This is a genomic window from Proteus faecis (assembly GCF_003144395.1).
GTDB lineage: Bacteria > Pseudomonadota > Gammaproteobacteria > Enterobacterales > Enterobacteriaceae > Proteus > Proteus faecis.
Map to the genome: position 1 here is coordinate 37408 of NZ_PENZ01000034.1, position 25917 is coordinate 63324.

At 31.3% G+C, this 25917-nt stretch carries 28 protein-coding genes; 16 read left to right on the top strand and 12 right to left on the bottom strand.

Annotated elements, in window-relative coordinates; genetic code table 11:
* Nucleotides 1–22 precede the first annotated feature (22 nt).
* Complete coding sequence (locus tag DK858_RS09720; RefSeq protein ID WP_109397222.1) at nt 23–1015, bottom strand: acetyltransferase; 993 nt, start codon at nt 1013–1015, stop codon at nt 23–25.
* 867 nt (nt 1016–1882) lie between these two features.
* Between DK858_RS09720 and DK858_RS09730 the strand changes: the two genes are divergently transcribed.
* The 4 genes from DK858_RS09730 (at nt 1883) to DK858_RS09740 (ending at nt 5694) form a co-directional block, all read left to right on the top strand.
* Nucleotides 1883–2218 carry a c-type lysozyme inhibitor gene (locus tag DK858_RS09730; RefSeq protein ID WP_109397223.1) on the top strand — a complete coding sequence of 112 codons (336 nt, stop codon included), beginning with the start codon at nt 1883–1885 and terminating at the stop codon, nt 2216–2218.
* Nucleotides 2219–3368: 1150 nt separating this feature from the next.
* A complete protein-coding gene (locus DK858_RS09735) occupies nt 3369–3827 on the top strand; it encodes an anti-virulence regulator CigR family protein (protein ID WP_109397224.1) in 459 nt (152 codons plus the stop codon).
* A 461-nt stretch (nt 3828–4288) separates the two neighbouring features.
* Complete coding sequence (locus DK858_RS18155; RefSeq protein WP_185900850.1) at nt 4289–4444, top strand: hypothetical protein; 156 nt, start codon at nt 4289–4291, stop codon at nt 4442–4444.
* Nucleotides 4445–5472: 1028 nt separating this feature from the next.
* Nucleotides 5473–5694, top strand: coding sequence for a DUF465 domain-containing protein (locus DK858_RS09740; RefSeq protein ID WP_109397225.1), 222 nt, complete (start codon nt 5473–5475; stop codon nt 5692–5694).
* A gap of 201 nt (nt 5695–5895) precedes the next feature.
* On the opposite strand, the gene DK858_RS09745 is transcribed toward DK858_RS09740, so the two are convergent.
* Both DK858_RS09745 and yedE read right to left on the bottom strand, forming a co-directional pair.
* Nucleotides 5896–6162, bottom strand: a complete 267-nt coding sequence (locus DK858_RS09745; RefSeq protein WP_109397226.1) for a putative Se/S carrier-like protein — start codon at nt 6160–6162, stop codon at nt 5896–5898.
* The gene (gene yedE, locus DK858_RS09750) at nt 6137–7222 is read right to left on the bottom strand and encodes a YedE family putative selenium transporter (RefSeq protein ID WP_228407281.1); all 1086 of its coding nucleotides are present in this window, start codon (nt 7220–7222) and stop codon (nt 6137–6139) included. The genes DK858_RS09745 and yedE overlap by 26 nt, the downstream gene beginning before the upstream one ends.
* Before the next feature lie 293 nt (nt 7223–7515).
* Between yedE and DK858_RS09755 the strand changes: the two genes are divergently transcribed.
* From DK858_RS09755 to DK858_RS09765, 3 genes are all read left to right on the top strand, one after another.
* Nucleotides 7516–7797: a DUF5339 domain-containing protein gene (locus tag DK858_RS09755; protein ID WP_109397228.1), complete on the top strand. Its 282-nt coding sequence runs from the start codon at nt 7516–7518 to the stop codon at nt 7795–7797.
* A 239-nt stretch (nt 7798–8036) separates the two neighbouring features.
* Nucleotides 8037–8435 (top strand): hypothetical protein, encoded by a 399-nt coding sequence (locus tag DK858_RS09760; protein ID WP_109397229.1) that lies wholly within the window; start codon nt 8037–8039, stop codon nt 8433–8435.
* A gap of 41 nt (nt 8436–8476) precedes the next feature.
* Entirely contained in the window at nt 8477–8719 is a 243-nt protein-coding gene (locus DK858_RS09765) for a hypothetical protein (RefSeq protein ID WP_109397230.1), read from the top strand.
* A 52-nt stretch (nt 8720–8771) separates the two neighbouring features.
* Here DK858_RS09765 and DK858_RS09770 read toward each other — a convergent pair whose 3' ends face one another.
* Nucleotides 8772–9311 (bottom strand): AAA family ATPase, encoded by a 540-nt coding sequence (locus tag DK858_RS09770; RefSeq protein ID WP_109397231.1) that lies wholly within the window; start codon nt 9309–9311, stop codon nt 8772–8774.
* Between the two features lie 541 nt (nt 9312–9852).
* Between DK858_RS09770 and DK858_RS09775 the strand changes: the two genes are divergently transcribed.
* The 4 genes from DK858_RS09775 (at nt 9853) to DK858_RS09790 (ending at nt 12534) form a co-directional block, all read left to right on the top strand.
* A complete protein-coding gene (locus DK858_RS09775; protein WP_109397232.1) occupies nt 9853–10050 on the top strand; it encodes a ParD-like family protein in 198 nt (65 codons plus the stop codon).
* Nucleotides 10051–10062: 12 nt separating this feature from the next.
* Nucleotides 10063–10839, top strand: a complete 777-nt coding sequence (gene map / locus DK858_RS09780) for a type I methionyl aminopeptidase (protein ID WP_109397233.1) — start codon at nt 10063–10065, stop codon at nt 10837–10839.
* Between the two features lie 272 nt (nt 10840–11111).
* On the top strand, nt 11112–11453 hold the full coding sequence (locus DK858_RS09785) for an antiterminator Q family protein (RefSeq protein ID WP_109397234.1): 342 nt from the start codon (nt 11112–11114) through the stop codon (nt 11451–11453).
* A 217-nt stretch (nt 11454–11670) separates the two neighbouring features.
* Nucleotides 11671–12534, top strand: a complete 864-nt coding sequence (locus DK858_RS09790; RefSeq protein WP_109397235.1) for a lipase family alpha/beta hydrolase — start codon at nt 11671–11673, stop codon at nt 12532–12534.
* A 75-nt stretch (nt 12535–12609) separates the two neighbouring features.
* Here the strand turns inward: DK858_RS09790 and DK858_RS09795 are convergent, their stop codons facing one another.
* Entirely contained in the window at nt 12610–13047 is a 438-nt protein-coding gene (locus DK858_RS09795; RefSeq protein WP_109397236.1) for a type II toxin-antitoxin system HicB family antitoxin, read from the bottom strand.
* 322 nt (nt 13048–13369) lie between these two features.
* Here DK858_RS09795 and DK858_RS09800 point away from each other — a divergent pair, with 322 nt between their 5' ends.
* Nucleotides 13370–14107, top strand: coding sequence for a phosphatase (locus tag DK858_RS09800; RefSeq protein WP_109397237.1), 738 nt, complete (start codon nt 13370–13372; stop codon nt 14105–14107).
* 75 nt (nt 14108–14182) lie between these two features.
* On the opposite strand, the gene DK858_RS09805 is transcribed toward DK858_RS09800, so the two are convergent.
* From DK858_RS09805 to DK858_RS09820, 4 genes are all read right to left on the bottom strand, one after another.
* Nucleotides 14183–15781, bottom strand: a complete 1599-nt coding sequence (locus tag DK858_RS09805; RefSeq protein WP_194294836.1) for a methyl-accepting chemotaxis protein — start codon at nt 15779–15781, stop codon at nt 14183–14185.
* A 591-nt stretch (nt 15782–16372) separates the two neighbouring features.
* Nucleotides 16373–16924, bottom strand: coding sequence for a class IV adenylate cyclase (gene cyaB / locus DK858_RS09810; RefSeq protein WP_109397238.1), 552 nt, complete (start codon nt 16922–16924; stop codon nt 16373–16375).
* 217 nt (nt 16925–17141) lie between these two features.
* Entirely contained in the window at nt 17142–17522 is a 381-nt protein-coding gene (locus DK858_RS09815; protein ID WP_109397239.1) for a DUF2628 domain-containing protein, read from the bottom strand.
* 315 nt (nt 17523–17837) lie between these two features.
* Nucleotides 17838–18272 (bottom strand): universal stress protein, encoded by a 435-nt coding sequence (locus DK858_RS09820; RefSeq protein ID WP_072062602.1) that lies wholly within the window; start codon nt 18270–18272, stop codon nt 17838–17840.
* Nucleotides 18273–18950: 678 nt separating this feature from the next.
* Here DK858_RS09820 and ftnA point away from each other — a divergent pair.
* From ftnA to DK858_RS09840, 4 genes are all read left to right on the top strand, one after another.
* The gene (ftnA, locus tag DK858_RS09825; RefSeq protein ID WP_006537159.1) at nt 18951–19454 is read left to right on the top strand and encodes a non-heme ferritin; all 504 of its coding nucleotides are present in this window, start codon (nt 18951–18953) and stop codon (nt 19452–19454) included.
* A 418-nt stretch (nt 19455–19872) separates the two neighbouring features.
* Nucleotides 19873–20265 (top strand): copper homeostasis periplasmic binding protein CopC, encoded by a 393-nt coding sequence (gene copC / locus DK858_RS09830; RefSeq protein WP_006537158.1) that lies wholly within the window; start codon nt 19873–19875, stop codon nt 20263–20265.
* Nucleotides 20265–21161, top strand: a complete 897-nt coding sequence (gene copD / locus DK858_RS09835; protein WP_109397240.1) for a copper homeostasis membrane protein CopD — start codon at nt 20265–20267, stop codon at nt 21159–21161. The genes copC and copD overlap by 1 nt, the downstream gene beginning before the upstream one ends.
* Nucleotides 21162–21208: 47 nt before the next feature.
* Nucleotides 21209–21553, top strand: a complete 345-nt coding sequence (locus DK858_RS09840; RefSeq protein ID WP_109397241.1) for a YebY family protein — start codon at nt 21209–21211, stop codon at nt 21551–21553.
* Between the two features lie 315 nt (nt 21554–21868).
* Here the strand turns inward: DK858_RS09840 and DK858_RS09845 are convergent, their stop codons facing one another.
* From DK858_RS09845 to yebS, 3 genes are all read right to left on the bottom strand, one after another.
* Nucleotides 21869–22111, bottom strand: coding sequence for a DUF1480 family protein (locus tag DK858_RS09845; RefSeq protein WP_109397242.1), 243 nt, complete (start codon nt 22109–22111; stop codon nt 21869–21871).
* A gap of 206 nt (nt 22112–22317) precedes the next feature.
* Nucleotides 22318–24636, bottom strand: a complete 2319-nt coding sequence (locus DK858_RS09850) for a PqiB family protein (RefSeq protein WP_109397243.1) — start codon at nt 24634–24636, stop codon at nt 22318–22320.
* Nucleotides 24578–25834: a membrane integrity lipid transport subunit YebS gene (gene yebS, locus DK858_RS09855; RefSeq protein ID WP_109397244.1), complete on the bottom strand. Its 1257-nt coding sequence runs from the start codon at nt 25832–25834 to the stop codon at nt 24578–24580. Before yebS ends, DK858_RS09850 begins: the two co-directional genes overlap by 59 nt.
* Nucleotides 25835–25917: the final 83 nt, after the last annotated feature.

The window sequence follows — 25917 nt, forward strand, 5'->3', positions numbered from 1 at the left end:
TTCTTAAATAATCATATCTGTCTTAATCCTTTTGAAAAAAAACAACTCTTTTAGGCTCAATAAACCAGTGAATGGTAGAGTTAAAAGTTAATAAAATAGAGAGGCAAATAGTTGATAGTGTCAGTAATATTATTACTAATGAATTATATTCTACATGGAAATAAGCTAGGATTTGTAAAAAAATAAAACAAATAATAGGATGGATTAAATAAACACCTAAAGCATTGTTTGATACTCTAGCATATTTATCAGTTGATAAAGCGAAATAAATTATACTAGAACCTAAAACGATACTTATAAAGAATTTTAAAATATACATAACAAAAAAAGGCGATAAAAAATCAACTTTGGTCATGTTTATAATTAAGCTTGTGATACTTTCCTTATGATAGAGTGCGACTATAGCTAAAGTTGTCGTGATTACAATTATCAAACAAGGCTTTTTTCTAAGTGAGGATATTTTTTCAGCACTAATAAAATAAGCAATTATAAAGAATGGGAAATATATAATAATAGAGAAAAATTTTGACGAGTTAATTAAATGATTTTGGGCTAAATAAGAAAGGAATAATGATCCTATCAAAATACAAAACAATATTAAGCTATTAGATTTTAATTTTTTTGGTAATAATAAGAAAAAAGCTTGCCAAACAGGAGTGGCTAAGAAAAACCATACTCCATTTTGAGGTTCAAAGATATAAGTATTTAAACTTAATTCGCCTGAGAAGTATAGCGGAATTGCATCAACTGTTTGAAATGTTAAGTAAATGATAAAAGATGAAAGTAAACTAAGTTTTAAAGATTTCCACGTGGTATTCTTCGTTACGAATGCAACTATAAATACAAACATAGGAATTAATGTTAAGTCAAAAATATCAATAAAAAATGAGACTTTATTTTTATCAGCTAAATTTAAGTAGAAATTAAAAACAATAAAAGAACTCAATATCAGCTTTAAAGTAGGCCAATATGGTTGGGTAATTTGATTTGATTCAGGCTTAATTTGTTGTTTCATATGGGCGCCCTATATAGAAATTAATTCATTGTACTGTATTGATATACTTATTTGAAATGAATTTATTGGAATTAACTAAGAAACAGTTTCAATTTACCTTGAATAAATGGTAGTTCTATAAATTTAGTTCAAATATATTATAACTGATTGTTTTATATTAATTAAATGATAAGTGGCATCAATAATGCAGGAGAAGAAAATAGTGTACCCATTCCTGATTAAATAGCAGATAAATTGTGTGATCAAAAATTTAAGAATTTCGATAAAGTTAGACAAAAATTATGGGAAGAAGTATTAAAATTCTGAGTGAAGCAAGAATTTTATACAAAGTAACAGAACTTGAATGCGAAATAGTTTGGCGCCTATACTAGGTAGAAATACAGTGTTGGTGGATAATTCGTTTGAGCTTAATTCTGATAAACTGATTAGTTAAGGTAGGGAGAGGGGATTATAATATAGGGAGTATTCTATATTCAAAGCTCGTTATGTTGGGTGTAGATAAAATGTCACTAATCTTGAAGTGAAGATGGCTTTTCACTCTACATATCAAGTGTTTTTCTCTTAAATAATTATATTTGTCATAATGCTTTTAATAAACGCCTAGTCTTTTGTGATTTTGTTCCATATCTCTTAACTTAGAACCAACTCCTATTTCGCCAGCTAATATTTTGAATACTTACCTAATCATGTTTATATCTCCAATATAAATTAAGAAAAGCTTAAAATAATCTCTTTATTATTCAATAAATCAATGGCGTTTTTTACAATTGGATAAATCTCATGGAAAAAAATATAAATTTTGATTAATTATATTAAATTAGTTAGTGATGTATTAGACGTATTTACCAAATAGTATTAGGAGATTATATGAAACTATTATTAAAAAGTTTTGCTTTTACGGTTAGCCTTTTATCTGCGGGTTTTGTTATGGCTGATAATGCAGATGAGGTAACGAAAGTATCTTATACATGTGAAAACAATAAAATAATGGAAGTTATTTATATAAATACAGAAAAGGATAGCTATGCAATTATTAATCAAATGAACGAAATGATACCAATGAAAATTATGAAAATGGCTTCTGGAGCAAACTATGAGGCAATAAATAAAAATTACACCTATAAGCTTTATACTAAAGGTGATAATGCCGATTTAGTTGAAGGAACAGACAAACCAGTATTGAGTGGTTGCAAAGCTAGCTAATAATTATTAGTTTTATTAAAAATTATTTAGCATTCTTATAAAGGTCACTTCGGTGACCTTTTTTGTTATTTTGTATTAAATTATTCAATAAAAAACCCCCAAGGTGAATTGGGGGAAATGGGTTATATTGTTATAATAAGAAAAAGATTATGAGTTTTCTTTATATTATAAAATAATTTAAATCTCCATGTTTTTTATTTAATTTTATTAATATGAGATAAAAAAATATTGTTTTTTTATAAAAATTAAATATTTTTATGGGTAAGGGAAAAGGTAAAAAAAATCCATCTGAGTGAGATGGATTAAAAAAGTAATAAAATATGCAGTAGGAAGGAATTAGAACACTTATTTGAAATAAGTATTCTAGAAATTAATCATTACACATTTGTATAAAAATTAATTCCGTTATTATTAATAAATTATTTTTTTATAACGGTCAATGTTTATGGTCGATAATTTTATTGATTCTGATCACAAAGTTTAATTTTTAATTTTTAATTTTCTAAATTAAAAGAATACTAAGAAAGGTTGTTTGAGTGAAAATTATCATTTAGAATTACAAAATTATCATTTTGATATTTATTTAATAAACAGAATTTTAAATCTAATGATATAGTTCACGCAATTTTACTTAATTGAAGTATCCTATTTTTTATATGGCTCTTCTTATTATTCAAATTATTCAAAGACAAAAAAAATCCATCTGGGGAAGATGGATTAAAAGGAAAATACTCATATCGTATAATGATGAGAACAGCATGTTAACTAAATGAACAACTTAGAATCTATAACCCTACAGCGTTAATGACATTATTATTAATAAACAAAATAAAATAAAAACTCAATAGCTATATCGCAATAATGATCTTTTGTAATATAAAAATATCAATATGTTTTATCTTGGGTGTTGTGAATCAGTTTATTACTAACTCAATATGCTTGGAATAATCTAACAGCAGAAAAATTCTGGCAGTGCAGAGTATGAATCAGTCACTTATTATAATAATTGGTTTAGTGAGACTTTTGTCAGTGCTGACTACAGAATCAACCCTATGATATTGTTAATTATTCTTTTTCTAGGAGTATTACTTATGGTAGTCGTGTAACTTGAAGGATATTCTGTGAAAAATTAATTGTTGAGGTCATAGATATGAGAACGCTTTCTAGAATAAGTAAATCGTTGCTGATAATTATAGGATTGTCAATGATATCTGTTTCTTCTTATGCTGATCCAAATAATGGGCATGGAAGAGGTCAAAATAAAGGATATCAAGGAGAGAAACCAAACAAATGGCATAATAAATCACAAAATAACCACTTTGATAATGAAACATCTTTCTCAATTTCGTTATCTTACAATGAGGCTAGAGCAATTGCTCTGAATGGTGGATTTACTGGATACTCATCGCTACCGCCAGGTATTGCTAAAAATTTAGTAAGAGGAAAGCCATTGCCTCCTGGTATTGCGAAGAAAATGGTTCCTGAAAAAATGCTTAGCCAATTACCTTACTATCCTGGCTACGAATGGCGCATTGTTGGAAATGATTTGGTGTTAATTGCATTAAGCACAGCAATAGTGGTTTCAATCATTAATAATGTTTTTGATTAAAATATTATAATGAATTAAATATAGTTGAACAATTGCTGAGTTTTAATCTATAACCATAACCTTGTGGGTTTAAGAGCCTTAAGAGTTGAACCTTCCTTTTTTCTTGCGAGAAAGGGGTTTCTGCTTCCGAAGCAGATTGTGCGGATATAGATTAAATGGCTAGTGTGATTTGATGCTGGTTTGCTAGTTACGCGACAACTTAACATAATACTTTTCCGCATATTTGTAATTTCTTTTAACTCTTTTACCTTTATTTATATTTGTATGGTTCTTATTATTAATGATGATCCATCTTAAATAAAACATCTATATAAAAATTAGAATGATTAAGCCAAGTTAAATAAATCCACCATAATGTATTGCTCGTCATCGTTAAATGATGATTTTGTAAAACAGTGTAAGTCAGACCGTTCTGTTACTGTTTTGTGTCAATATTTTCTTTTTACAAATGGGGAAATATTATGTCTACAATGAAAACAGAAGTTATTGTTATTCGTTTAACAAAAAAAGAACGTGCATTATTGGATTCAATAAAAACAGCACCATTACTTGCAGATTGGATGAAAGAATTAGCGCTTTCTAAATTACGAGAGCAAGATATTTCATCTAATAAATAGTAACTAATGCCGACAAGAGGGAATTAAGTCGGCATCTCTATTTTTATGATTTTTGTCGTAGGAGTTTATTGTTTTACCTGTTTTTTATTGTTTTACCTGTTTTTTATTGTATTAAATGAACGGTTGTAAAATTAGGCACGTTAATATAGTGAGATAAAAAATAGAGAAAAAATAAAAATATTGCTTAATGTAGTCGTTTGCATTGATTAAGTTACATTAAATCAAATGGTTTTAGTTTTTTAAAAAGTATTAGAGTAAAGTGAAAGAGATGTAATCTAGCTATAATCAGACATGCTACTAATACTAACCATTGCTAATAAAAAAGCCCAATGTGGCGGCATTGGGCTTAGTGACTCGAATAGATGGGTATAAAAAACTATTAGAGATCGATATAAATGTAGTGAATTTTCATTTTATAAATTAACAATAAATGCTTTTTTTTAGTAAAAAAGTGTTTTTATGCTTTATGTTGTCTAGTTTTAAGGCAAATTGGTGTTTTTTCATTCCCTATGAGCATCTGGTGTTACGTGGGTTTACTTGTTTTTACTTTTTGCTATGTGAATAGATGGCTCTATGTTCTCTTTTGGCGGTACTTAGTTGATAGCGATAAGTTGATTTTCCTATTGTGAGGAATATCGTGTGCAAAAGACAACTTTTATCAACTCTGTTTACAGAATATCTGGAAAGATGGCTACCTAAAGTAATAAATTATCTTTATCTACCAAAAGGATATAATTTATTATTGGTAGGGATGGATATGTTTGGTTTGAAGAGATAAATAAACACGTATTTTTCATTACGTTATGATTTTTAGATTAATTATATTTACATTTTTTATACGCTCTTGTGCATTGAATTTTATAACTATGTTGAAAGTGCACAATATAAGAATAATAGGTTATTTTAAAAAATAAAAATATTAATTGATATTGGTCTTGTTTTTAACATAAAGGCAATGACAGTCTACTCGGTTTGGGTAAATATTATAAGAGTATTTAATTCACAATTAATAAGGAAGGTAACTATTTATGTTTCCAGAATATCGTGATTTAATTTCAAAACTTCGCCAGACTGATCCCGATTTTCGTGCTCTTTTTGAACAACATAACGAACTTGACCATAGAATTGTTAGATTAGAGCATAAAGATAGAAGAGGGTATGGTGAAGAAGTTGTTGAGCTAAAAAAACAAAAATTGAAACTGAAAGAAAAAATTCATCAGATCCTCAAAAATCCACCGGAAGAAGAGTAAGTAGTAAAAATAATTACTCCATAAATTTATAAAGATACAAAACCATCTAACTAAAAAAGGATGGTTTTTGATTTTTAGAAAAATAATTTATTTTTGATTAAAAATCGTATAAATCACACCGTTTATTTATAAAGAAAAGGCTACTGATGTAGCCTTTTTACTGCCTAGGTTCTAAAAATGGTAATTTAGTTATGTACTATGTTAAAATTCATCTTTCCAAAGTACATCAAAATGATTTGAATTTATTTTATAAACAGCTCTAACATTATCATTAATATACTGTTTATAATTTTCATCGTCAGAAAAATAAATAGATATGGCTAGCTCACATTCTGATGATATTTTTCGCGGAGCATCAATAATTTTTGAGGAAAAATTATTTTGCTGGAGTTGTTGTTGAAGTTTTTTTACAGCGTATTGTTCATGAAAAAGAAATAAATAGTTATGCGTCATTTTTTCTAGTTCCATTATTATTTGCTTTACTTATATTAAGGGTATAAATGGTCGCAACAATGACAGCAAACAATAAACCAATAATAATAACTAGCTTACCATTATCCGTGACACCGGCTGGGCTCGAGGCATAATTGAAGTTATGAGCAAATGCAGCCCCGACTAACATCCCCATCACGCTTATTGCAGCGTCTGAGTTACCTTGACCAGCATTAGCTAGTTGTCGTAATGGGCAACCTGTAATGAGTACACCGCATAAGCCTACCAGTGTCATAGAGAGAAAATTCCATAATCCATCGCTGTGGGCTATGGGTTGATTTTCAAAACTAAAATTAAACTTGCCTAAATAGAGATTACCCATAAAAACAACGAGTGTTAATGCGATTACACCAAGCGCCATATTATAATTGCGTGATAGAAATACATGTTTGGCCATTCCAATAAAGCAGAATCTTGTTCGTTGAATAATAAAACCAATAATAAGCCCTGCAATGATAGACATCCATACTGGTGCATGACTTGATCCAGGTCCTTTTACACTGGCATTGAATATATCACTCTTCCATAAGAATAAAGCAAATAGGAATATACATATAGTAGGTAAAATAAAACCTTCTATAGGTGATTGGCTGTAATTTCTTGGGAGAGAAAATCCTTTTTTAACAAATAAACTGCCAATACCAATTCCTATAATTAATCCAATTAATCCTATTACAGCATTTAAATCACCGGCACCGATACGAAGTACCATTCTTAATGGACAACCTAAAAATACTAAGCAACCAACCATCATTAGAAAGCCCAGTGTAAAACGAATAATAGGTGCAGAACCTGCTTTTGATTGAAATTCTTTAAAGATAAGTGCGGCAATAAAAGAACCAAGAATAAAACCAAATATTTCAGGACGAAGATATTGTACCGTTTCGGTGTGATGTAAGCCCATACTTCCTGAGCTATCACGAATAAAGCAAGCTACACAAATCCCCATATTAGGTGGATTTCCGTTAATACCAAGAAGTAACGCAATAGCACCAATAATAAATCCAGATAAGATTAAAACCCATTTTATAGACATCAAATGCCTCCGTTGATGGGGGAGCCCCCCTGACTAATAGAACCTATTAAGTACGGAGCAACTATATATAAGAATAAAGCATGATTCTTTTAAATAGATCACGTCAAAATTAATAAACTAAAATTAATCATCATATTTTGATTGTGTTTGTAATAATAATCATTATTAGATTAGGCTTTGTTTTTTTAATTAAGATAATGCTTATCCTTATTTTATTATTATTTGAGATAATGCTGACGTAAGAAAATAATGGAAGTTACTTTTTAATGGTTAATAACACTTAAAGGATATTTATGAGAAAGCTTATTTTAGCATTGGGTTTGTTGTCAATTTCATCTATCGCTGTTTCTGCTGATTTATCTAAAGCATGTGAAGACTATTTTAAAGAAACTGACTCTTATGTTGAGTTAATGGCAAAAAATGATTCAACTAAAGCTCAAGCAGAAGCAATGAAAGCGCAATATGATCAAGCTAAAGAACAATTTGCAGCATTACCTAAAGATGTTCAGGAAAGTACTTGTAAGCAAGCTTTAGATTCTTTAGAGCAAATGAAAAAAATGTCAGCAGGCCAATAAATTTTATTCTATTACGATAAGCCTTATAATAATTAAAGTTATAAGGCTTTTTTTCTCATTATTTAAGTTAAGTTATTCTCTTATTTTGTATTACTAACCAGTTTATAGCTTAAATTATCTCTTATTATCATTTTATAAGTTGATTTTTTTATTTTTATATAAATGAAGAAATTTATTTTGTTGATGAAACGATTTTATGAAATAATTATTTTCTCCTATTTCTTATTGACATTCAGTTTATGCATTATTTTTTATTTTTATTACTTTCTGTATTTATAAGCACTGGTTGTACTACTAATAAAATAACTCAGGTTAAGTTAACGGAAACACGCTCAAATAATCCCAATATTGATAGTCACTTGATTAATAATAACTTGGCTTTTATGTTAGGAAAACAGTCTCGTTTTGAAGTGGAAGCCCAAGAAGAAAAACAAAGATTTGGACAAGTCTTTAAAGTTGGTTTAAACGATAAAAAACCATCAATAAATAATCAGTATTTAAATAATAATTCAACATTAAAGCCTATTCAAAAAATAAGCTTTACCATGCCTGTTCCTGAACCTATTTGGAATGAAGAAAAACAAACAGTTGAATTCAAATGGAAACAAAAGCCACATTATACTTTTGATGCCTATTAATATTTTAATATCAAATTAAAATTTATTTTATATGGAAAAATATGCGTATAGTAATCTTCTTATTATCTGTTCTTTTACTGGGTTGTACTACTGATAATGTTACTTTTAGTGCGGGTAATTCAGGGAGCCATAGAATAGGCAGCCCAGTGTGTTCTACATTAGTTTGTGGTAAGAATACTCGAACCCCCGGAGAACAAAAAGCAATTAATGAAGCCGTTCATGAACAACAACGGGCAATTATGCGAGGCGAAAAACCTGATTTGCAGATCATGGCTTCTTATTAAAATTTAACACTATTATCTATGCCAGTAATGACTACTGGCTGATAATAAATTTTTATATTTTATTAATAATAAAATTAGCTCTATCAGTTATACTTATTTTAGGTAGCTCTATTAAATTATAATTATATCTTTTATAAATAGCTACCATAGCTAAATAGGTTTCTTTTGCTTCTTTTTCTGTTTGTTTTCTTTCTTGATCTTGAGTATAAATTTCGGCCCATGGTGGTGCTATAAACACATTTGTGGAATAACGAAATAAGTTAATTGCCTTATCAATGTGTTTGGGAATAGCTAAACCACATAGTAGTAAATACCCTGCAATATCAGGGAGGCCTCTATCATAGAAATAAAGTTTTTTATTGTTGTTTGCTTCATGCCATGACCGTAACTCCCAAATTAGCATTGCTTGTGCAAAAACGTTAGGTTCTTCCCATGGTAATGCATTTCCTTCAATCACACTTTGGTCTTGAATAATGGCTCTTCCTGCTTCTAAAAAACAAGGATAACCTCTATTTTTAAGTTCATTTATTAGTGTGGTTTTTCCAGAGCCGGGGCCTCCAGTTAATATAATACGATCTGATTTTGCAGGCATGATAACTCCTATAAGTTTATATAATTAATTAAGAGAATGGTGATGATGTATAGAAGGCGTTAAGACTAAAGTTGTTAGAGGTTAAGTATACTTAAAAAGGAAACTAGAAAAGTGTATTAGCATTAAATGCTAATATAAATCTTAAGTGGCTTTATTTCACGAAGCTCAAAAAATAGCGTAATGATTACATTATTTTAGAATAAACGCAATGAATAAACATTAAGGAATGCAAGGCTCTAGGGCATCGTTGCTATTTTGGAAAGGATTTAGTAAATAACTACATTTTTTAATAAAGAACTTTTATTTTGATAAGAGTTGATAGTTTAAAATCAAATAGTATGAATTTATAAACACAGATAATTAACTATATAAAAATAAAAAGGTAATCTCATTATATTGAGTTTTATTTCCTCTTGTTCTTCTTATTTTTTATTTCGGCATTTTATGCCTATAACGATATCGAATAGCAATTGAAAGAAGATGAATTTAATTCTATTATAGAACGTATATGTTTTATAATGATATGTATATAAGGATTGACGTGGGTATTGTAAAAATTTCTGATGAGTTACATGAGTACTTGCGAAAAGCAAGTAGTGTGATGTCACGCTCTGTTAATGCTCAAGCAGAGTTTTGGATAAAAATTGGCATTCAAGCTGAATTAAATCCAGATAAAACGTTTCCAATGATTATCAATGAGATGCTGGAAAAAGAAGCCATCAAGCAAGAAGTAGAATAAGAGGAAAGAAGAGTGGATAAAATAACGATTAAAACAGCTGATGAAATTGAATTAATGCGTGAGTCAGGACGTTTATTGGCGAAAGTTTTTACAATGCTTGATGATTTTATTGTACCGGGTGTTTCTACACTAGAGATTAACGATAAAGTTGATGATTTTATTGTCAATGAACTCCAATCGAGACCAGCAAGTAAAGGTCAATATGGTTATGAGTATGTGCTAAATACATCTATCAACGAAGTTGTTTGTCATGGTGTGCCAAAAGCAGATGAACGCCTTAAAAGCAAAGATATTGTTAATGTTGATATTACACTAGAAAAAAATGGATTTATTGCTGACTCTAGTAAAATGTATATTATGCCAGAGGCATCTCCTATTGCGCGCAAATTAGCAAAAATAACGTATCAAGCAATGTGGGAAGGTATCAAGGAAGTAAAACCAGGTGCGACATTAGGTGATATTGGTCATGCTATTCAAAGTTTTGCACAAAGTCATGGGTATAGTGTAGTGAGAGAATACTGTGGACATGGAATAGGAAGAGAAATGCATGAAGCACCACAAGTGCTACATTATGGCATTAAAGGACAAGGTGTTGAATTAAAAGAAGGTATGACTTTTACGATTGAGCCAATGATAAATCAAGGTGGCGCTAAAATAAAAACCAAAAAAGATGGTTGGACAGTTGTGACAAGAGATAAAAAATTATCTGCTCAATCAGAGCATACTATTTTAGTAACAGCAACAGGATATGAAGTACTCACTTTGCGTCCTGAAGAAGTATTACCATAATTGCTACTCTTTTATATTTATAGCCATTTTAAGAGAAAATACTCTTTATAGTTTCAAAATGATTGAGTTTTTAATTAAAGTGGCTACTTATATCTTCTTTATTTTTCATTAGTATCAATGAATTAAGTTAAAAACTTAGTATATTTATAATCTTAGTTGTAAATTACACGTTATTTACTATATTAATATCAATGTTTATTAAGTTTTAATAAAGTTTTATTAAATGATTGTAGGACGCAATTATGACTTTATGGATAAATAAGGATGTTAATATGGAAAATATTTCAAAAGTTTTAGAAATGTGGGGAGCATGGATGGCTAATGATCAAAAAGCCATTAATCTATTGAATAATAAAAAAGAAATCATACCAGAACGCATAAGATTAAGAAAAAAATGTACGCATCATGATGCTAATATTATCAATGATTTAATGAAAAGATTGATGGTGAACAATAAAAAGGATTATCAGTTACTTATTAATTATTATGTTTTTGGTAAGACATTTATTCAGCTTGCAAAATATGAAAAATGTTCGGATACATATATTGGAAAAAAATTGAAAAAAGCGGAAGGTATAATTGAAGGTATGCTGATTTTTTCGGGGGTTAATTAAGATTATAAATAAATTAAAATAATGCTTTACGATCGTAAAATAGAGATTATGCTAATAATACTTAGAATAATTAAGGCATTGAAACACGATGTTTACTATAATTTTTGCGCTTCAAATATTGTGTTTTGATTTTTGTGCTCTAAATATTGTTCTAGAAATTGCTAATAGGATGTTTAGCAAATTAAATAGATTAACTTAAGCCCAAGGAATGGAAAATATGCCAACTACATATCCAATTGTTTTAGTTCATGGTCTATCTGGTTTTGATAATGTCGTCGGTTATCCTTATTTTTATGGCATCGCGGATGCCTTAGAAAAGGATGGTCATAAAGTTTTTACTGCCTCTCTTTCGGCATTTAACGCTAATGAAGTTCGTGGTGAACAACTTTGGGGATTTGTGCAAAAAGTTCTCAAAGAAACGAAAGCCAAAAAAGTAAATTTAATTGGCCATAGCCAAGGACCATTAGCTTGTCGTTATGTTGCTGCAAAACATGCAAAAAATATTGCTTCTGTTACCTCTATTAATGGTGTAAACCATGGTTCAGAGATTGCAGATTTGGTACGACGTATTGTACGTAAGGATAGTGTGCCAGAATATATTGCTGATGCAGTAATGAAAGCTATTGGTACTATTATCTCTACATTTTCAGGTCATCGCAGTAATCCACAAGATGCCGTTGCTGCATTGGAAGCATTAACAACTGAAAATGTAACTGAGTTTAATAAAAAGTACCCACAAGGGTTACCTGCCATTCGTGGTGGTGAAGGTAAAGAAGTTGTAAATGGCGTCTACTATTATTCATTTGGTAGTTATATTCAAGGTTTGATTGTTGGTGAGAAAGGCAATCTACTGGATCCTACTCATGCAGCAATGCGTGTATTAAGTGCATTCTTTACTGAACATGAAAATGATGGTTTGGTAGGTCGTACAAGTATGCGGTTAGGTAAACTGATTAAAGATGATTATGCTGAAGATCATCTGGATATGGTAAATCAGGTTGCTGGGTTAGTAGGGCGTGGTGAAGATATTGTTGCTATTTATACAAACCATGCGAATTTTTTAGCAAGTAAAAAGCTTTAATATCCTGCATACTTGTTGTGAAATAGTCTAGCACGAATGGCTCTAATCGATTTAGAGCCATTTTTATTTTAATTACTATTGTTTAATATCTTTATTAACGCTGACTGAAATAGCATAACCTAATAAATAAAGTGCTTGCTCTAGGCTATCTACTTTTGAGGTTTGATTAATTTCAAGTAAACGCTCTATTTGTGCGCTCGTTAAATTCATTTTTCTTGCAAGATCGGATTTTTTTGTTTTTGTTTCTAGCATCGCATTATGTAATGCAATTTTTAAACAGCTGATAAGGGGTAAGTAGACAATAAAATCACCAGCTTGTGCTTTAGATGGTGCAGGAATAGGCAGTTTACTCGCAATAAATTCTTCAAGGCCTACATGTAAAATATCAGAGGCTTCTAGTTCAATATCATCTTCTGTATAAGCAACTGCATGTATGTTATCAAAATCACGGTAGGTAATTTCGTAAGTTTCACTTTCTTCATCAAAATGAGCGATTGCTGGATAGTTGAACATAAATAACCTTTTATAAAGTTGAAAGCCGGATTTAAAACGAAATTACATAATATAATGTGTTTTCAAAATTCTTGTGTTGTGTATAGTACTAAAGTGAAATTTATTTATCTATTTGATATTAAATAGTATGTTAAAGATTAAAGCATATTTATCAAAATTTATCTTCATTTCTTTCTAATGTGAGAAAGGATCAAGTCGATAGTATATTGCTTGTTGGTTATTACGTATTTTACTGGAATTGATAATTAATATTAGATAGATCTTATAGCTAAGAAAACTATCTTATTGATGTTCATAAGGTGTTTTTAGGAAGGAGTTATTTATGTATCCCGTTGATTTACATGCTCATACTATTGCTAGTACACATGCTTACAGTACAGTTAGTGAATATTTCCAACAAGCTAAAAAACAGGGTATTCAATTATTTGCAATTACTGATCATGGCCCAGATATGGATGATGCTCCTCATGAATGGCATTTTTCTAACTTACCTGTGATCCCTCGTATTATTGATGGTGTGGGTATTCTTTACGGTATAGAAGCGAATATTAAAAATATTAAAGGTGAAACAGATTGTAGTGAGAAAATGAGCAAGAAATTAGATATTGTGCTTGCTGGTTTTCATGATCCTGTCATGGGGTCATTAGGCCTTGTTGATAATACAAAAGCATTAATTGCAACAATAGCAAGTGGTTGTGTTCAAATGATTACGCATCCAGGTAATCCAAAATATCCAATAGAGATTGCTGAAGTTGCAAAAGCCGCTGCTAGTTACAATGTTGCTTTAGAAATGAATAACTCATCATTTATTCATTCTAGAGTAGGAAGTGAGAAAAACTGTATAGAAATCGCTAAAGCTGTACGTGATGCGGGAGGATTAATTGCATTAGGTTCTGACTCACATATAGCTTCTTCTCTGGGAAAATTTGATCGAGTATTAAAAGTATTAGCCCAAATAGATTTTCCACAAGAGCGTATACTAAATGTAACCCCAAGAAGGGTGCTAGATTTTCTAAAATCACACGGTAAAAAAGAGATCCCTGAATTTAGCCATTTTTAACATTGGGTTAAATCATGAATAAAAAAGCTATCCTAAGATTAAGATAGCTTTTATGATATGAAGTGGCTTTAACATTTACTGATGAAAAACAGTTAGTTCTTGTTTCAGTCTATCTGATTGTGTTTGCAATGAATCTAATGAACTAACTAATTCTCGTGTCATTGTTGCGTTAGCTTGTGTGGTTTGATCTAATTGATTTATTGCATCTTCAATTTGAGCAATGCCATTACTTTGTTCATTTGTAGAAATAGAAATATCGTGGATCATTTCATTAATATTTTCAGTATGCTTAGAAATATCTATCATATTATCGTTTGCGTCAGCGGCTAGCTGAAAGCACTGATTTATTTTTTTACTTGAATTAGCGACAAGTATTTTTATCTCTTTTGATGCTAAATTACAGCTAATGGATAATTCTCTTACTTCTTTAGCAACAACAGCAAAACCTTTTCCGTGTTCTCCCACTCTTGCCGCTTCTACGGCAGCATTTAAAGCCAATAGGTTTGTTTGAAAGGCAATATTGTCGATCGTAGAAGTAATATCATTAATTTGTTCTGAGAACGTGACAACTTCATGCATATTTTCAACAACGTTAGCGAGCATTTCATTGCTTTGGTGGATCATCGTATCTGCTTTTGTTACTAGCTCACATGATGCTTGTGTATTTTCTGCATGCTGTTTTGATGTAACACTTAATTGTCGTATTCCTGCGGAAGTTTCGAGTACGGCTGCTGATTGTTGTTCAACTCGAATAGCAAGATTATTGTTCATAACAGCAATATCACTTAATTCTGAATTAATAAGACCTGAGCTATGATTGATATTATTGACTATCCGTTTTATCTGATCTCGCATTTTTTGAATATTAGCAGTGAGAATATTTATTTCATATAGACCTTTTGTGGTGACATCGGTTGCTAATTTTCCATTGCTAATATCTTCAATATTTTTCATTATTGCGTTTAAAGGTGAAATAAAGTTTTTTCGCAGTACAACTTGGACTAAGAAAGAAAAGATAACAATTAAAACTGAAATAACGATTAAACTATAAATAATTTTATCGTACAGCAACTCACCTTCATCCAATGAAGCTGTGTAATAGTTTTCTAGTTGTTGATGATAGGCTGTATAGGCTTGCTCAAAATTGTCTTGATAGGTTTGTGTTGGCTGATTTAAATACTCGTATGTTTTGCCTTGTTCTAGGAAGGCTAAAAATTCAATGAGTGCTACATTAAGTTCAGTATATTTTTGCTCTAATTGTTGCACATAACTTTGATCTTCAACGTTATGAGGAAAATTTTTGAAACTTTCCCATCCATTTTCAACGTGCTGTAGCTTTTCTTTAGTTTGTTGTAATAATGAAGAGATGTCAGTGTTAGCTGTAGCCATTTTATTAATAATTAATAAGTGGCGAGAGCTGGCTCTATTTAAGGTATTACGCGTTTGTAGTAAATCCTCCCAAGTACTATTTAATAGTGATTGTTCATGATAGATATTGTTTAATGTGTTTAAATTTCTCTTGTAATCATTAACTGAAGAGAGGAATAGAACACAGGCTAGACCAAGAAGTAAGATTAAAGAGCCTGTAATAAGCCAAACTAAAGTGGTGGTTTTTAAACCTGACATATTAAAAGAGACGTTTGGCAAATAACGTTGTTTTAAGTTGTTAAACATGTAATGTTATTTCCTTTTTCATAAAAATATAACTGTGTAATTTATTGATTTTTAAGTTTTATTTTTACTTCCTGTAACTGGTATAGACAAAGAATAAAAAAACACATGAAAATATGTTTTTAGGTCACTCTTTGATTTAATGCCATATATCCTTTTGATTTTTTCAAATACTAAAAAATAGTATCGGCATTTTATAAATATTCTTTATGCTTATTTATTGTTCTAATTAATAAATTTATCAAATGTATTTTATTGCTTCGTAATGCTTTGATTTTTAATTAATTTTTCTTAAATATTAAAAGTTAAAGATAAATAATAAAAATGATATAAAAGATACCTCCTTAGAGAATGGTAGTTAACCTGTTGATTTATTATTAATTTTATGTAATTAACTCATTTCTTTTTAAACAATTAGGTTTAAATAGTGTGAGTGTTTCTATTTATAAAATAAAAAAGTAATAATGATTAAAACAGCAATAAATTAAATTATTTTTTGTTTATTTAATAGAACAAATAAGAGACTCTAACGTTATAAGTGAGAGGGAAGCAAAAAGATCCCTAAAGAATGATAGCGTGAAGGGATAAATGTATTTATGATTTTAAGTTATTTAACATTAGTGTCTTATAGTTCTTTTTCTCAAGATTTTTATCTGTGAAGCCAAATTTTGCGGCTAAATGCCTTAGTTGGTCAATATAGAGTGGGAGTTTACTTGGGTCGTCAGTCATAATGGCAAACTCAGCAAATGAGCCTAATTTATCTAACTTATCAATAGTGATATGAAACTTATCTAGAAAATAAATTTCTCTTGATTTTGTATAATTGAGAATACAATGGTAGCCAAGAGTCGTAAATATAGAGACAGTTTTTTCTGCATCTTCGATACGAACTGCTTCACATTGCGATAAATCAGGACCTTTAACGATAAGAAGATTTATTCCTGCGGGATGCATTTTTCTTATACATAAACTGATAGTAGGAGCTGAAAATTCAGTATTATCATGTTCCATGTACCAATCTGTTTCTTTATTTTCAGGCGTAAATAATGTGGCACCTGCTTTTTTTAATTCATTAATAAAATTTTCTGAATTTTGAAGGTGATATTTTAGTTCAGCTTCAAATTTGCCTTGAAAATGTTCAGACATACGTTTTCCCCCAATTAGCGTTAATGAATTATAGCATTAACAATGAGTCCTTTTGGGATAAAAAACTTTTAATGCTATTTAATTATTTTATTTAAATTAGATAAAAGTGTTTAAATACAACAATAGATAACGTTATTATGAAATAAGGGCAGGGGATATAATGTTATTAATAAAGAAAAGAGTTAGAAAAAATAAAGGGGCATTACCCCCTTTATTATTACAGAACACCTTCAAATGGGTTCCAACTTTGATCATTTTTAGTTTCTTTTAAGTAATAGGCATAGTTGGCTGTTATAGCCCATAAAATGTTAACTGCAATACCCACCACATTGATAACACCATTATTTACAGGTAAAAAACCAATAATTGTAAAAATAGCAATATTAATAGCAAATAATGTTAATGCTTTGCGCCATAAACCTAAAATAAGAAAGTAAATAAAACCAAAGAAAAATGCCCAGATATTCATTCCAATAAGAATTCGTTTTCCAAAGGCTAGCTCTTTATAAGCTGCTTTAAATTCTGGTGTTTTAGGTGAACCATATTTGTCAAAAAATGAAAAACGCTCTTGCCACTTTTCAGAAAGTTCTTTATTCATTTTAATTCCTTTCACCCTATTGATTAAAGTTAGTCTTAATAGAAAAAGTATCTTTACATAATTTAACATTATGAACAATATAAATTTATTATGAGATGAATAAATATATTTGTTTATATAAAAAGCATTAAAGTGAATATGTTTGTGGTGTTTTTTAATAATTATCTTATTGTTTCAGAATATGTTTTTAATCATTACTCTTAAAGATAAGAACGATAAAATAAAATATCATTTTGAATGGATTTTATAGTGAAAAGAATAAGAAATCTGGCTTATGACAAATACCAGATTTCTTATGGAAGATGGGGTGAGCGATTAGCGCACGACTAATACAGATGATTCTGCATAACTGACCACAGAAGATGCGGTAGAACCTAGAAGATAAGTTTTCATACCAGGATTACGAGAACCAATGACAATTAGCTCTGCTTGAATTTTTTTTGCGGTTTCTAAAATTTTATCGCGAGGATTACCTATAGATACATAAAATTGAGTTGTACTATTGGGAATGTCAATATGCGATAAGTTTTCTTTTAGTGTGGATAATGCAATTTCAATCCGTTGTTTGTCACTTGCTAGTCTGTCTTGTCCTGCGAATGCAAATCCGACAAAAGACTCATAACTTGGAATGACTGATAAAAAATGAATATTCAATTTGTCAGCGACAGACAATGCTTTTAGATGAGACACAACCTTGTCCAATAAACCAAGCTCTGTAAAATCAACGGGTACTAACACTGTTTTTGTCATAGTGGCTCCTAATTAACCTTTTATTATGATTAGGGCTTTAATATTAATTTTTTGTGCATACAAATATGAGTTACCTACTAATCTTATCAGTCAAAATGAAAAACTGCACAAAAATTGAAATTATTTTTATTTTTTGAGAGTTATGTATTTTTTTATATGAAAAAAAGTGAAAAAGAATGGATGTCTGAGCAAACGAATATGTAGCAATATCAAATGGAAATTATAAAAAATAGCGAATAATAATAGCTAATGGATGGATGTTTTATTTTTCTAGTATTGATAGTTATAGATATTATTTTGTTGATATATGACAAAGATTATTTTTTATATTTTTCATAGGTAAGATATGATCTTTATTTAATATTAATTTGTATATTTTGGGTTATAAAGAAAAGTTTAATAAATATGAAAAATTGAAACTGAAAAATAATATTCATATATTTCAACTTGTTATGATTTTTTCTTTAATGGATAAATGCATATTTACTCTTAATGATAATAAGTGCTATTTAGCTTTCTAAGAGTATTAAAAACATATTACAAATGAGATTGGTTTTTATTTTTATTACAGGTAATTAATTGAAAAAAATAAATAAACCACACCTAAATCGCTATATTTTTATTTTTAACTGTGCATAATACCCATAATGTTAATTTTCATCGCAAAGGACGTAAAATATGTTACATCAAGATATGATCAATAAATTGAATGAACAGTTAAATTTAGAGTTTTACTCGGCAAATCTGTATTTGCAAATGAGTGCTTGGTGCGACGATAAAGGATTTGATGGTGCTGCTAAATTTTTAAAAGCTCACTCTCGTGAAGAAATGGAACATATGCACCGTTTATTTGATTACTTAAGTGATACAGGTGCAATGCCTTTACTTGGAGCGATTGAAGCTCCACCTGCTGAGTTTTCATCATTAGCTGAGTTGTTCGATAAAACTTACAAACATGAAAAGCATATTACATCTGAGATTAATAAATTAGCACATGTTGCAATGACAACTCAGGATTATTCGACATTTAACTTCTTACAATGGTATGTTGCAGAGCAACATGAAGAAGAAAAATTATTCAAATCAATCCTAGATAAATTAGCAATGGTTGGTGACAGTGGCAAAGCTTTATTCTTATTAGATAAAGATCTGAACACATTATCAGCATCTGCACATGTTTAATTTTTAGGCCTAAGCTAATAAATGACTTATTACGCTCTGCTGTGAACGAATAGCAGGGCGTTTTTTATTCTTCTGCATCGCCTTCCTTACTATTCTTATCTTTTATTTTTTCTCTTACTAATATTGTTTTTTTGCTCTTAAAAATACTTATTGAATGCTATTTATACAGGGGGATTATTTTACTTTTAGTTGTATTTGGCTATGTATTGAACTGTTTAGACTGTCAATAAGGGTATTATATTTTTTCGAAGTGTAAAAATGGGTGATATTTGAAACAGAAACTGCTCTAAATAACATATATTTTGAGTGCTAGTTCACAACCTTTTATTTCTAATATCAAGAAGCAAAGATCTTGACGTAAAATTGCTATAAAATATTTTCATAAATAAAAAAATCACCTGTAATTTAAGAGGTTATTATGTCATTAAATACACTTAAGACATCTTGGGGTAAATTATCGGCTATTGCTGTTTTATTCCTTGGTATGTCATACCAACAAGCATTAGCACATGCACACTTAAAATCACAGTTACCTGCTGAAGGTGCTGCTATTGAACAAGCACAAGCGCCTAAAGTTATCACGCTAGACTTTTCTGAAGGTATTGAATTAGCTTTTAGCAAAATCAAAGTCACTAATAGTGATGGCAAAGAAATCACCGTAGGAAAACTGAGTTTAGATCCTGTTAACAATACTAAATTATTATTGCCTTTAGAAAGTGATTTATCAGAAGGTGATTATTTAGTTAATTGGAATGTTGTTTCTGTTGATGGACACAAGACAAAAGGTTCTTATCAATTTAGTGTAAAATAATGACACCTGAAGACGTTTATATTTTATGCCGTTTTTTCCATTTCGTGGCAGTCATGTTTATGTTCGGACTGAGCTTCTCGGCTGCCATTCTTGCTAAAGATAAGTTCATTCCTCTTATTCAGGTTCGTTTGCGCCCCGCATTAGCTATTAGCACTGTTATCGTCTTTATTACGACTTATTTATGGATGATTGTGCAATCTGGTATTATGGGGGATGGTTGGGAAGATGCTTGGTCATTTGAAATATGGCGAGCCGTCTTAGGTACTTCGTTTGGTCAAATTTGGCAATGGCAATTGGTATTAGCAACCGCTGCATTGGCTATTTTATTTATACACCAACGCTATATTCGCAACTTTTCTTTATTAATTATTTCTTCAATTATGTTGATTTTACATGCATCAATTGGTCATGGTGCTATGTTTACAGGATCAGAAGCGATATTCTATAAAGTTAATCAAAGTATTCATCTTATTAGCGCAGCGTATTGGTTTGGTGGTTTATGGCCATTTGTCACTTGTTTGCAGTTTTTACGGAATAAAGATGAGCTTGCAGATGGGATGATCAGGCCTATCATTGGTACAATGAAGCAGTTTTCACTTTTTGGTCATCTTGCTGTTTTATTGGTGACGATTACCGGTATTATCAGTGCCATTATGTTAATTCCTGGATGGCCAGCAGTACAATTATCATCTGAATACCAAAGCATGTTATGGCTTAAAATTAGTTTAGTGTTGTTAATGCTTGGTTTAGCTGTAATCAATCGTTATGTCTTAGTTCCTCATATTCGTAAGAAAAATAACTTTCAATGGCTGCTAGTAAATAGTTGGCTTGAACTATTATTTGGAACAATGGTTATTTTTACCGTAGCCATCTTTGTGATTAACTCACCTGTATAGATTGCGATATAATTTAAAAAACCTAATTTCTTAAGTGAGATATCTACATGAAACGTTTCTTATTCGCGGGAATGTTAATGCTCTTTACTTTTCAAGCATTCTCGGCGGCACCTATTTCAACGGTCAGTAAGCTTCAATTTGGTGACGATTGGCCATTTACACGTGAAGAAGTGATGCTTAATTGTCGTGCTGATGGTGCTTGGTTTGTGATTAATCCAGCAACACTGATGCAGTATCCTCTTAATGAAATTGCAATGAAACAAATGGAAAGTGGCAAAGTAAAAGCGCAGCTAATTGATGTTATTTTGCTACCAGATCCTCATTCACCTGAAAAGAAAAAATCAGTAGAAGTGATACAGAGCGCGATTAAGTCGCTTTGTGAGAACAATTAATCAATTGATTGATAATATAGATAAGAATTTTTTATTTTTATCATGTTGATTTAAATAATAAAAATAAATAACAACGATTTTTTGAGTAGAAAATAGTGTGCTACTAGGTTGTTTACTGGATCTTTACATATTGTTAGCTAATATTTAACAGTAGGTTGTGAGATAGAAAAGTCTGAGAAAGTCTGAGTGAGTTCTCGATTTTTGTTTATGCCGTAAGCAACATTTTACTTTTTAGCGCACGGCTCAAAATGAGCCATTTCCCTAAGCCAGATAAATGATTTATCTGGCTTTTTTTATTTCGCTTTAGCATCCTCGTTATGCCACTTTTAAAATCCAGTGGTGATTATCTTTATCATAAGCATGGCGATAAAGCAGAATATTTTGATCTTTCAGTTGGGCTGGAATGCTGGTGTTTTCATCCCATCCATCTAATTGCATGCAAAATTCTTTGTCATAATCACATGGTATATGAATATAAGCTAATTGATTATCGGAAGAGTGTTTTAAAGTAATATCTTCAATTTCATAGCAAGCAATTTTCAACGTTATCTTTTTCATAATAAAACTCCGGTTTAAGCGATGTTGTGTTCCGTTATGTTTTGTTAGAGGCATTTATTTCAAAGAATGCTTTTTGACCAAACAGAATTAAGCATAGTATAAATGGAATCGATTTCCAAAATGTTTTTTGAAAATAAAAAAAGCGGATCATTTTTTGTGATCCGCTTTAAATAAATCTTCTGAAATAGGGCTGAATTATCTAATTTTTAAGGTTTAGGTATTGCCGTTCCCCATTCATTCCAATCTTTAGGTTCTTTATCATTTAAAATGAAATTCTGTTCCTGTTTTGCTTTTGCTTGTAATGGTGTGGACGGGGGGGTTGCAAAAGTGATCCCACCACGTATAAATTGCTTAAATGTTCCACTACGGATAACACCACCAGTTAAGCCAAACGAGAAGTTATATCCAGATGAGAGCCAAAACTCTGTATTATTTCGAACAAGGTATTGGTATTTTTTACTAATACGGATGTGAATTAATACTCTGTCAGACATGTTACCTAGTTCAAGGCCTGTTACGGCGCCGACTTCCAAACCACGGTAGTAAATTGGTGTACCAATTTGTACCGAGCCCGCTTCAGTGGCATTTAACACAAGGTTTAATCCATCAAGATAGCGTGAGTCTGTAATGTTGGATGTTTGTAATTCAAATTTACGATATACACCCCCATTGCCGGGCTCTGCTTTAATATATGGTTGTATAAGTGAATCTAAGTTATCTAATCCCGATGCTGTTAATTCAGGAGTAACAACAGCGAAGCGACTGCCTGATCTCGCAAAGGTTTTGACATAATCAGGATAGAGTACAGCAGATACAGTCACTGCTTTTCTATCAGGTGAAAGGATCAAGGATTCGACTTGCCCAATATCAATTCCTAAATAACGAATTGGCATTCCTTCAGAGAGTTTACTGGCATCATAGGTTTTTAAAGTAATCTGTGCACCGATAGCTCGTGCGCTAGTTTCTGATGGATAGAGTTTGTAACGTGAAACGTTACTATTGATATTTTCGAAATTATCAAAACTGATTGCGCCTTTTAATGCGCGATTTAATGGCGTTGCTTCGACAGTTAATCCTGAGCCATTAACAGATACTTTAGCAGCCCCTTCAGTCCAGAAGACACTTTTTTCTGTGAGTAGATGACGATATTGTTTAGAGATATATACATCAATATCAAATTCATCTATTAAAGGTCGAACATCAGTAATTTCACCGACTTGAAATTGATGATAAAGAACCACAGAACCTTTTTGTATCCCGGGAAGGCTTGATGCTTTTAAAGTGAGTGTTACAGGTAATTCATTGCCATTCACACTGGCTTTAGCAAAAAAGTCGTTACGATAAAGACGATACTGTTCTTTAGGTGAGCCTTTAGTACCTTGAATAAGATGAATGCCTCCTTCAAGCCATTCTTGAGGTGTCGCACCTTGAACTTCAATGCCATTTAGGCCCATGTTGACGTTAATTCGGCTATTGGCAACAAATTTGCTATTTTCATAAATATAATGCTTATATTCAGGGGCAATAATTGCATCAAAAATAACCCCGTCATCACTTATATTACGCTGAATGATTTGTCCAATAGTTATTCCTCTAAAAAGAATAGGTTGCCCTGCATCAACGCCCCAACTTTCTTCACTGGTTAGAGAAATAATTAATCCATCTTCGCCATATATCGCTTTACCCGCATCTACAGAGGTTGCTGATTGTAAAACGAATTGCTGGTTCTCTTGTGCTGGAGGACTATTTTCCGGGGAATCAAAAGCGATTGCACCATTGATTAAAGCAGAAACACTTTCCATTTTTACTGATACACCACTTTTTAAATTGAAATCACCTTGAAAGCCAGAGACGTTCCAGAAATGGCTATCTTGACGAATTAAGTGGGCATATTGTTTATCAATACTAAGTTCAATAAAAACACCCTGATTATCAGGACGAATTGCATAGCTATATACTTTACCAACAGGAACTTGACGATAATAAACTTGAGAGTCAACATTGAGTGAACCCAATTTATCTGCTGTTAACGTTATTAATTGCTGATTTTTATCTATATTAGCTTGAGGACGAACATCCTGAGCAATAAATTTAAATTGCTTTTCACCGTCCCCGGGTAACATGCTGATATAGTTACCACCAACTAAAGCATCTAGTCCAGATACACCGGAAAGACTAGCTTTAGGTGTAACCAACCAAAACTGTGTGTTTTGGCGTAGTGCTGTCGCAAGATCTTTGCGGATATCAGCCGTAACAATCACTTGGCGTAAGTCATCACTTAAAGTGACATCTTTAACAAGACCCACATCAACGCCTTGATAGCGAATAGGTGTCCTGCCAGAGACAATTCCTGATGCGGTTTGAAAATCAATCGTGATTTGTATACCTTTATCTTGCCAATGTTGGAAAAGCAACCAACTAGCAATAAACATGGCGATAACAGGGAGAAGCCAAAATGTCGAAATTTTACGCTTGCGGCGTATTTGGGCTTGTGTGTCCTGAACGTCGTTTTCTTCTTGTTGCATAAGTATCCCATAATAAACGACTATCCAACCATTCAACGGCAAGGATAGTAAGAATAACCGCAGTACCAAAATAAAAAGCCGCTGGCCCCATTGTAAAAGTCATCAATTGATCTCGATTAATCAATGACATCATCAGCCCAATCACAAAAAGATCAAGCATTGACCATCGTCCTATCCAAGAGACGAAACGGTATAGTTTCATTCGAAGTAAAGGGTCAATACTAGAATTTAAATGAATGCTTAATAATAAGCCCAGCATAATTATAATCTTGAAAAAAGGTACAAAAATACTGGCAATAAAAACAATAATCGCAATCGGGGTATTGCCTGAATTCACTAAGGAAAGTACACCTGAAAAAATAGTATCTTCACTGCGTTGACCATTTAAATAGAAAATAGAAATAGGTAATAAATTTGCCGGTATTAGCAGAATTATTGCTGAAATTAATGCTGCCCATGTTTTTTGTAAACTCATTGGCTGTCTTGGGGTATAGCAAGATTTACAACGTGGGCAGTGTGTTGATGGTGTTCTTTTAAAATGATAATGGCAAGAATGGCAAGTTGCAGGGCTGTTTTCTATTTCTTTTTGTGGATAAAAACGTTGCCAAAGTTGGTCCATATTAATGTTAATTAGCATTAATAAACTAAGTATCATTAAAGAAACAAAGGCAATTAGACCATTGCCAATATAGACGGTTGCATAATCGCCTAATTTTATTGTTGCAACACCAAGCCCAATTAAATAGACATCTAACATTACCCATTCTTTTAATTTTCCTAACATTAATAAGACAGGGCGAAGATTAAGGCGTAAGCGCGCTCCTAAATGGAGATATAAAATAGCGATAGGGAGGCTAAGAGGGGCTGCGATAGCACAAAAGGCGACCATTGTTGCGGTAAGAGGAGAACCTTGCTCTGACATCATGCGAATACCATCAACCACATTTGCAGTTATCATTGTGCCTAATAGGTGGATCTTAATTAATGGCTGAGTAAATGCTATGGATGCCAAAATAAGCATTGTAATAGAGAGAATAAGTAGGCGAGTTAATGACCAATGTCGATAAGATGCAAGTTTGGCTTGGCAACGCGGACAATAAGCATCCTCTCCACGCTTTAATGCAAGAGGTAGTGTCACGAGGTGGTCACACTCTTGACAGCGTATTGATTTCTTTTCCTTTGTTGCAATATTGTTCACTGTGTCGCTCGTTAATTCGCCTAAGTTGGTTTTCTGAAGAGTTATCGTTTGATTAAGCTAAAAAAAAGTACCTATACTCAATG

Bases quoted from the DNA above. Each gene is read 5' to 3' on its own strand.
- copD (WP_109397240.1), top strand. From the start codon at position 20,265: ATGACACCTGAAGACGTTTATATTTTATGCCGTTTTTTCCATTTCGTG.
- DK858_RS09790 (WP_109397235.1), top strand. From the start codon at position 11,671: ATGCCAACTACATATCCAATTGTTTTAGTTCATGGTCTATCTGGTTTT.
- DK858_RS09755 (WP_109397228.1), top strand. From the start codon at position 7,516: ATGAGAAAGCTTATTTTAGCATTGGGTTTGTTGTCAATTTCATCTATC.
- DK858_RS09770 (WP_109397231.1), bottom strand. From the start codon at position 9,311: ATGCCTGCAAAATCAGATCGTATTATATTAACTGGAGGCCCCGGCTCT.
- yedE (WP_228407281.1), bottom strand. From the start codon at position 7,222: ATGTCTATAAAATGGGTTTTAATCTTATCTGGATTTATTATTGGTGCT.
- DK858_RS09845 (WP_109397242.1), bottom strand. From the start codon at position 22,111: ATGAAAAAGATAACGTTGAAAATTGCTTGCTATGAAATTGAAGATATT.
- ftnA (WP_006537159.1), top strand. From the start codon at position 18,951: ATGTTACATCAAGATATGATCAATAAATTGAATGAACAGTTAAATTTA.
- DK858_RS09730 (WP_109397223.1), top strand. From the start codon at position 1,883: ATGAAACTATTATTAAAAAGTTTTGCTTTTACGGTTAGCCTTTTATCT.
- DK858_RS09745 (WP_109397226.1), bottom strand. From the start codon at position 6,162: ATGGAACTAGAAAAAATGACGCATAACTATTTATTTCTTTTTCATGAA.
- DK858_RS09805 (WP_194294836.1), bottom strand. From the start codon at position 15,781: ATGTTTAACAACTTAAAACAACGTTATTTGCCAAACGTCTCTTTTAAT.
- DK858_RS09765 (WP_109397230.1), top strand. From the start codon at position 8,477: ATGCGTATAGTAATCTTCTTATTATCTGTTCTTTTACTGGGTTGTACT.
- DK858_RS09820 (WP_072062602.1), bottom strand. From the start codon at position 18,272: ATGACAAAAACAGTGTTAGTACCCGTTGATTTTACAGAGCTTGGTTTA.
- DK858_RS09785 (WP_109397234.1), top strand. From the start codon at position 11,112: ATGGAAAATATTTCAAAAGTTTTAGAAATGTGGGGAGCATGGATGGCT.
- DK858_RS18155 (WP_185900850.1), top strand. From the start codon at position 4,289: ATGTCTACAATGAAAACAGAAGTTATTGTTATTCGTTTAACAAAAAAA.
- DK858_RS09800 (WP_109397237.1), top strand. From the start codon at position 13,370: ATGTATCCCGTTGATTTACATGCTCATACTATTGCTAGTACACATGCT.
- DK858_RS09850 (WP_109397243.1), bottom strand. From the start codon at position 24,636: ATGCAACAAGAAGAAAACGACGTTCAGGACACACAAGCCCAAATACGC.
- DK858_RS09795 (WP_109397236.1), bottom strand. From the start codon at position 13,047: ATGTTCAACTATCCAGCAATCGCTCATTTTGATGAAGAAAGTGAAACT.
- DK858_RS09760 (WP_109397229.1), top strand. From the start codon at position 8,037: ATGCATTATTTTTTATTTTTATTACTTTCTGTATTTATAAGCACTGGT.
- DK858_RS09840 (WP_109397241.1), top strand. From the start codon at position 21,209: ATGAAACGTTTCTTATTCGCGGGAATGTTAATGCTCTTTACTTTTCAA.
- DK858_RS09815 (WP_109397239.1), bottom strand. From the start codon at position 17,522: ATGAATAAAGAACTTTCTGAAAAGTGGCAAGAGCGTTTTTCATTTTTT.
- copC (WP_006537158.1), top strand. From the start codon at position 19,873: ATGTCATTAAATACACTTAAGACATCTTGGGGTAAATTATCGGCTATT.
- DK858_RS09735 (WP_109397224.1), top strand. From the start codon at position 3,369: ATGAGAACGCTTTCTAGAATAAGTAAATCGTTGCTGATAATTATAGGA.
- DK858_RS09720 (WP_109397222.1), bottom strand. From the start codon at position 1,015: ATGAAACAACAAATTAAGCCTGAATCAAATCAAATTACCCAACCATAT.
- cyaB (WP_109397238.1), bottom strand. From the start codon at position 16,924: ATGTCTGAACATTTTCAAGGCAAATTTGAAGCTGAACTAAAATATCAC.
- DK858_RS09740 (WP_109397225.1), top strand. From the start codon at position 5,473: ATGTTTCCAGAATATCGTGATTTAATTTCAAAACTTCGCCAGACTGAT.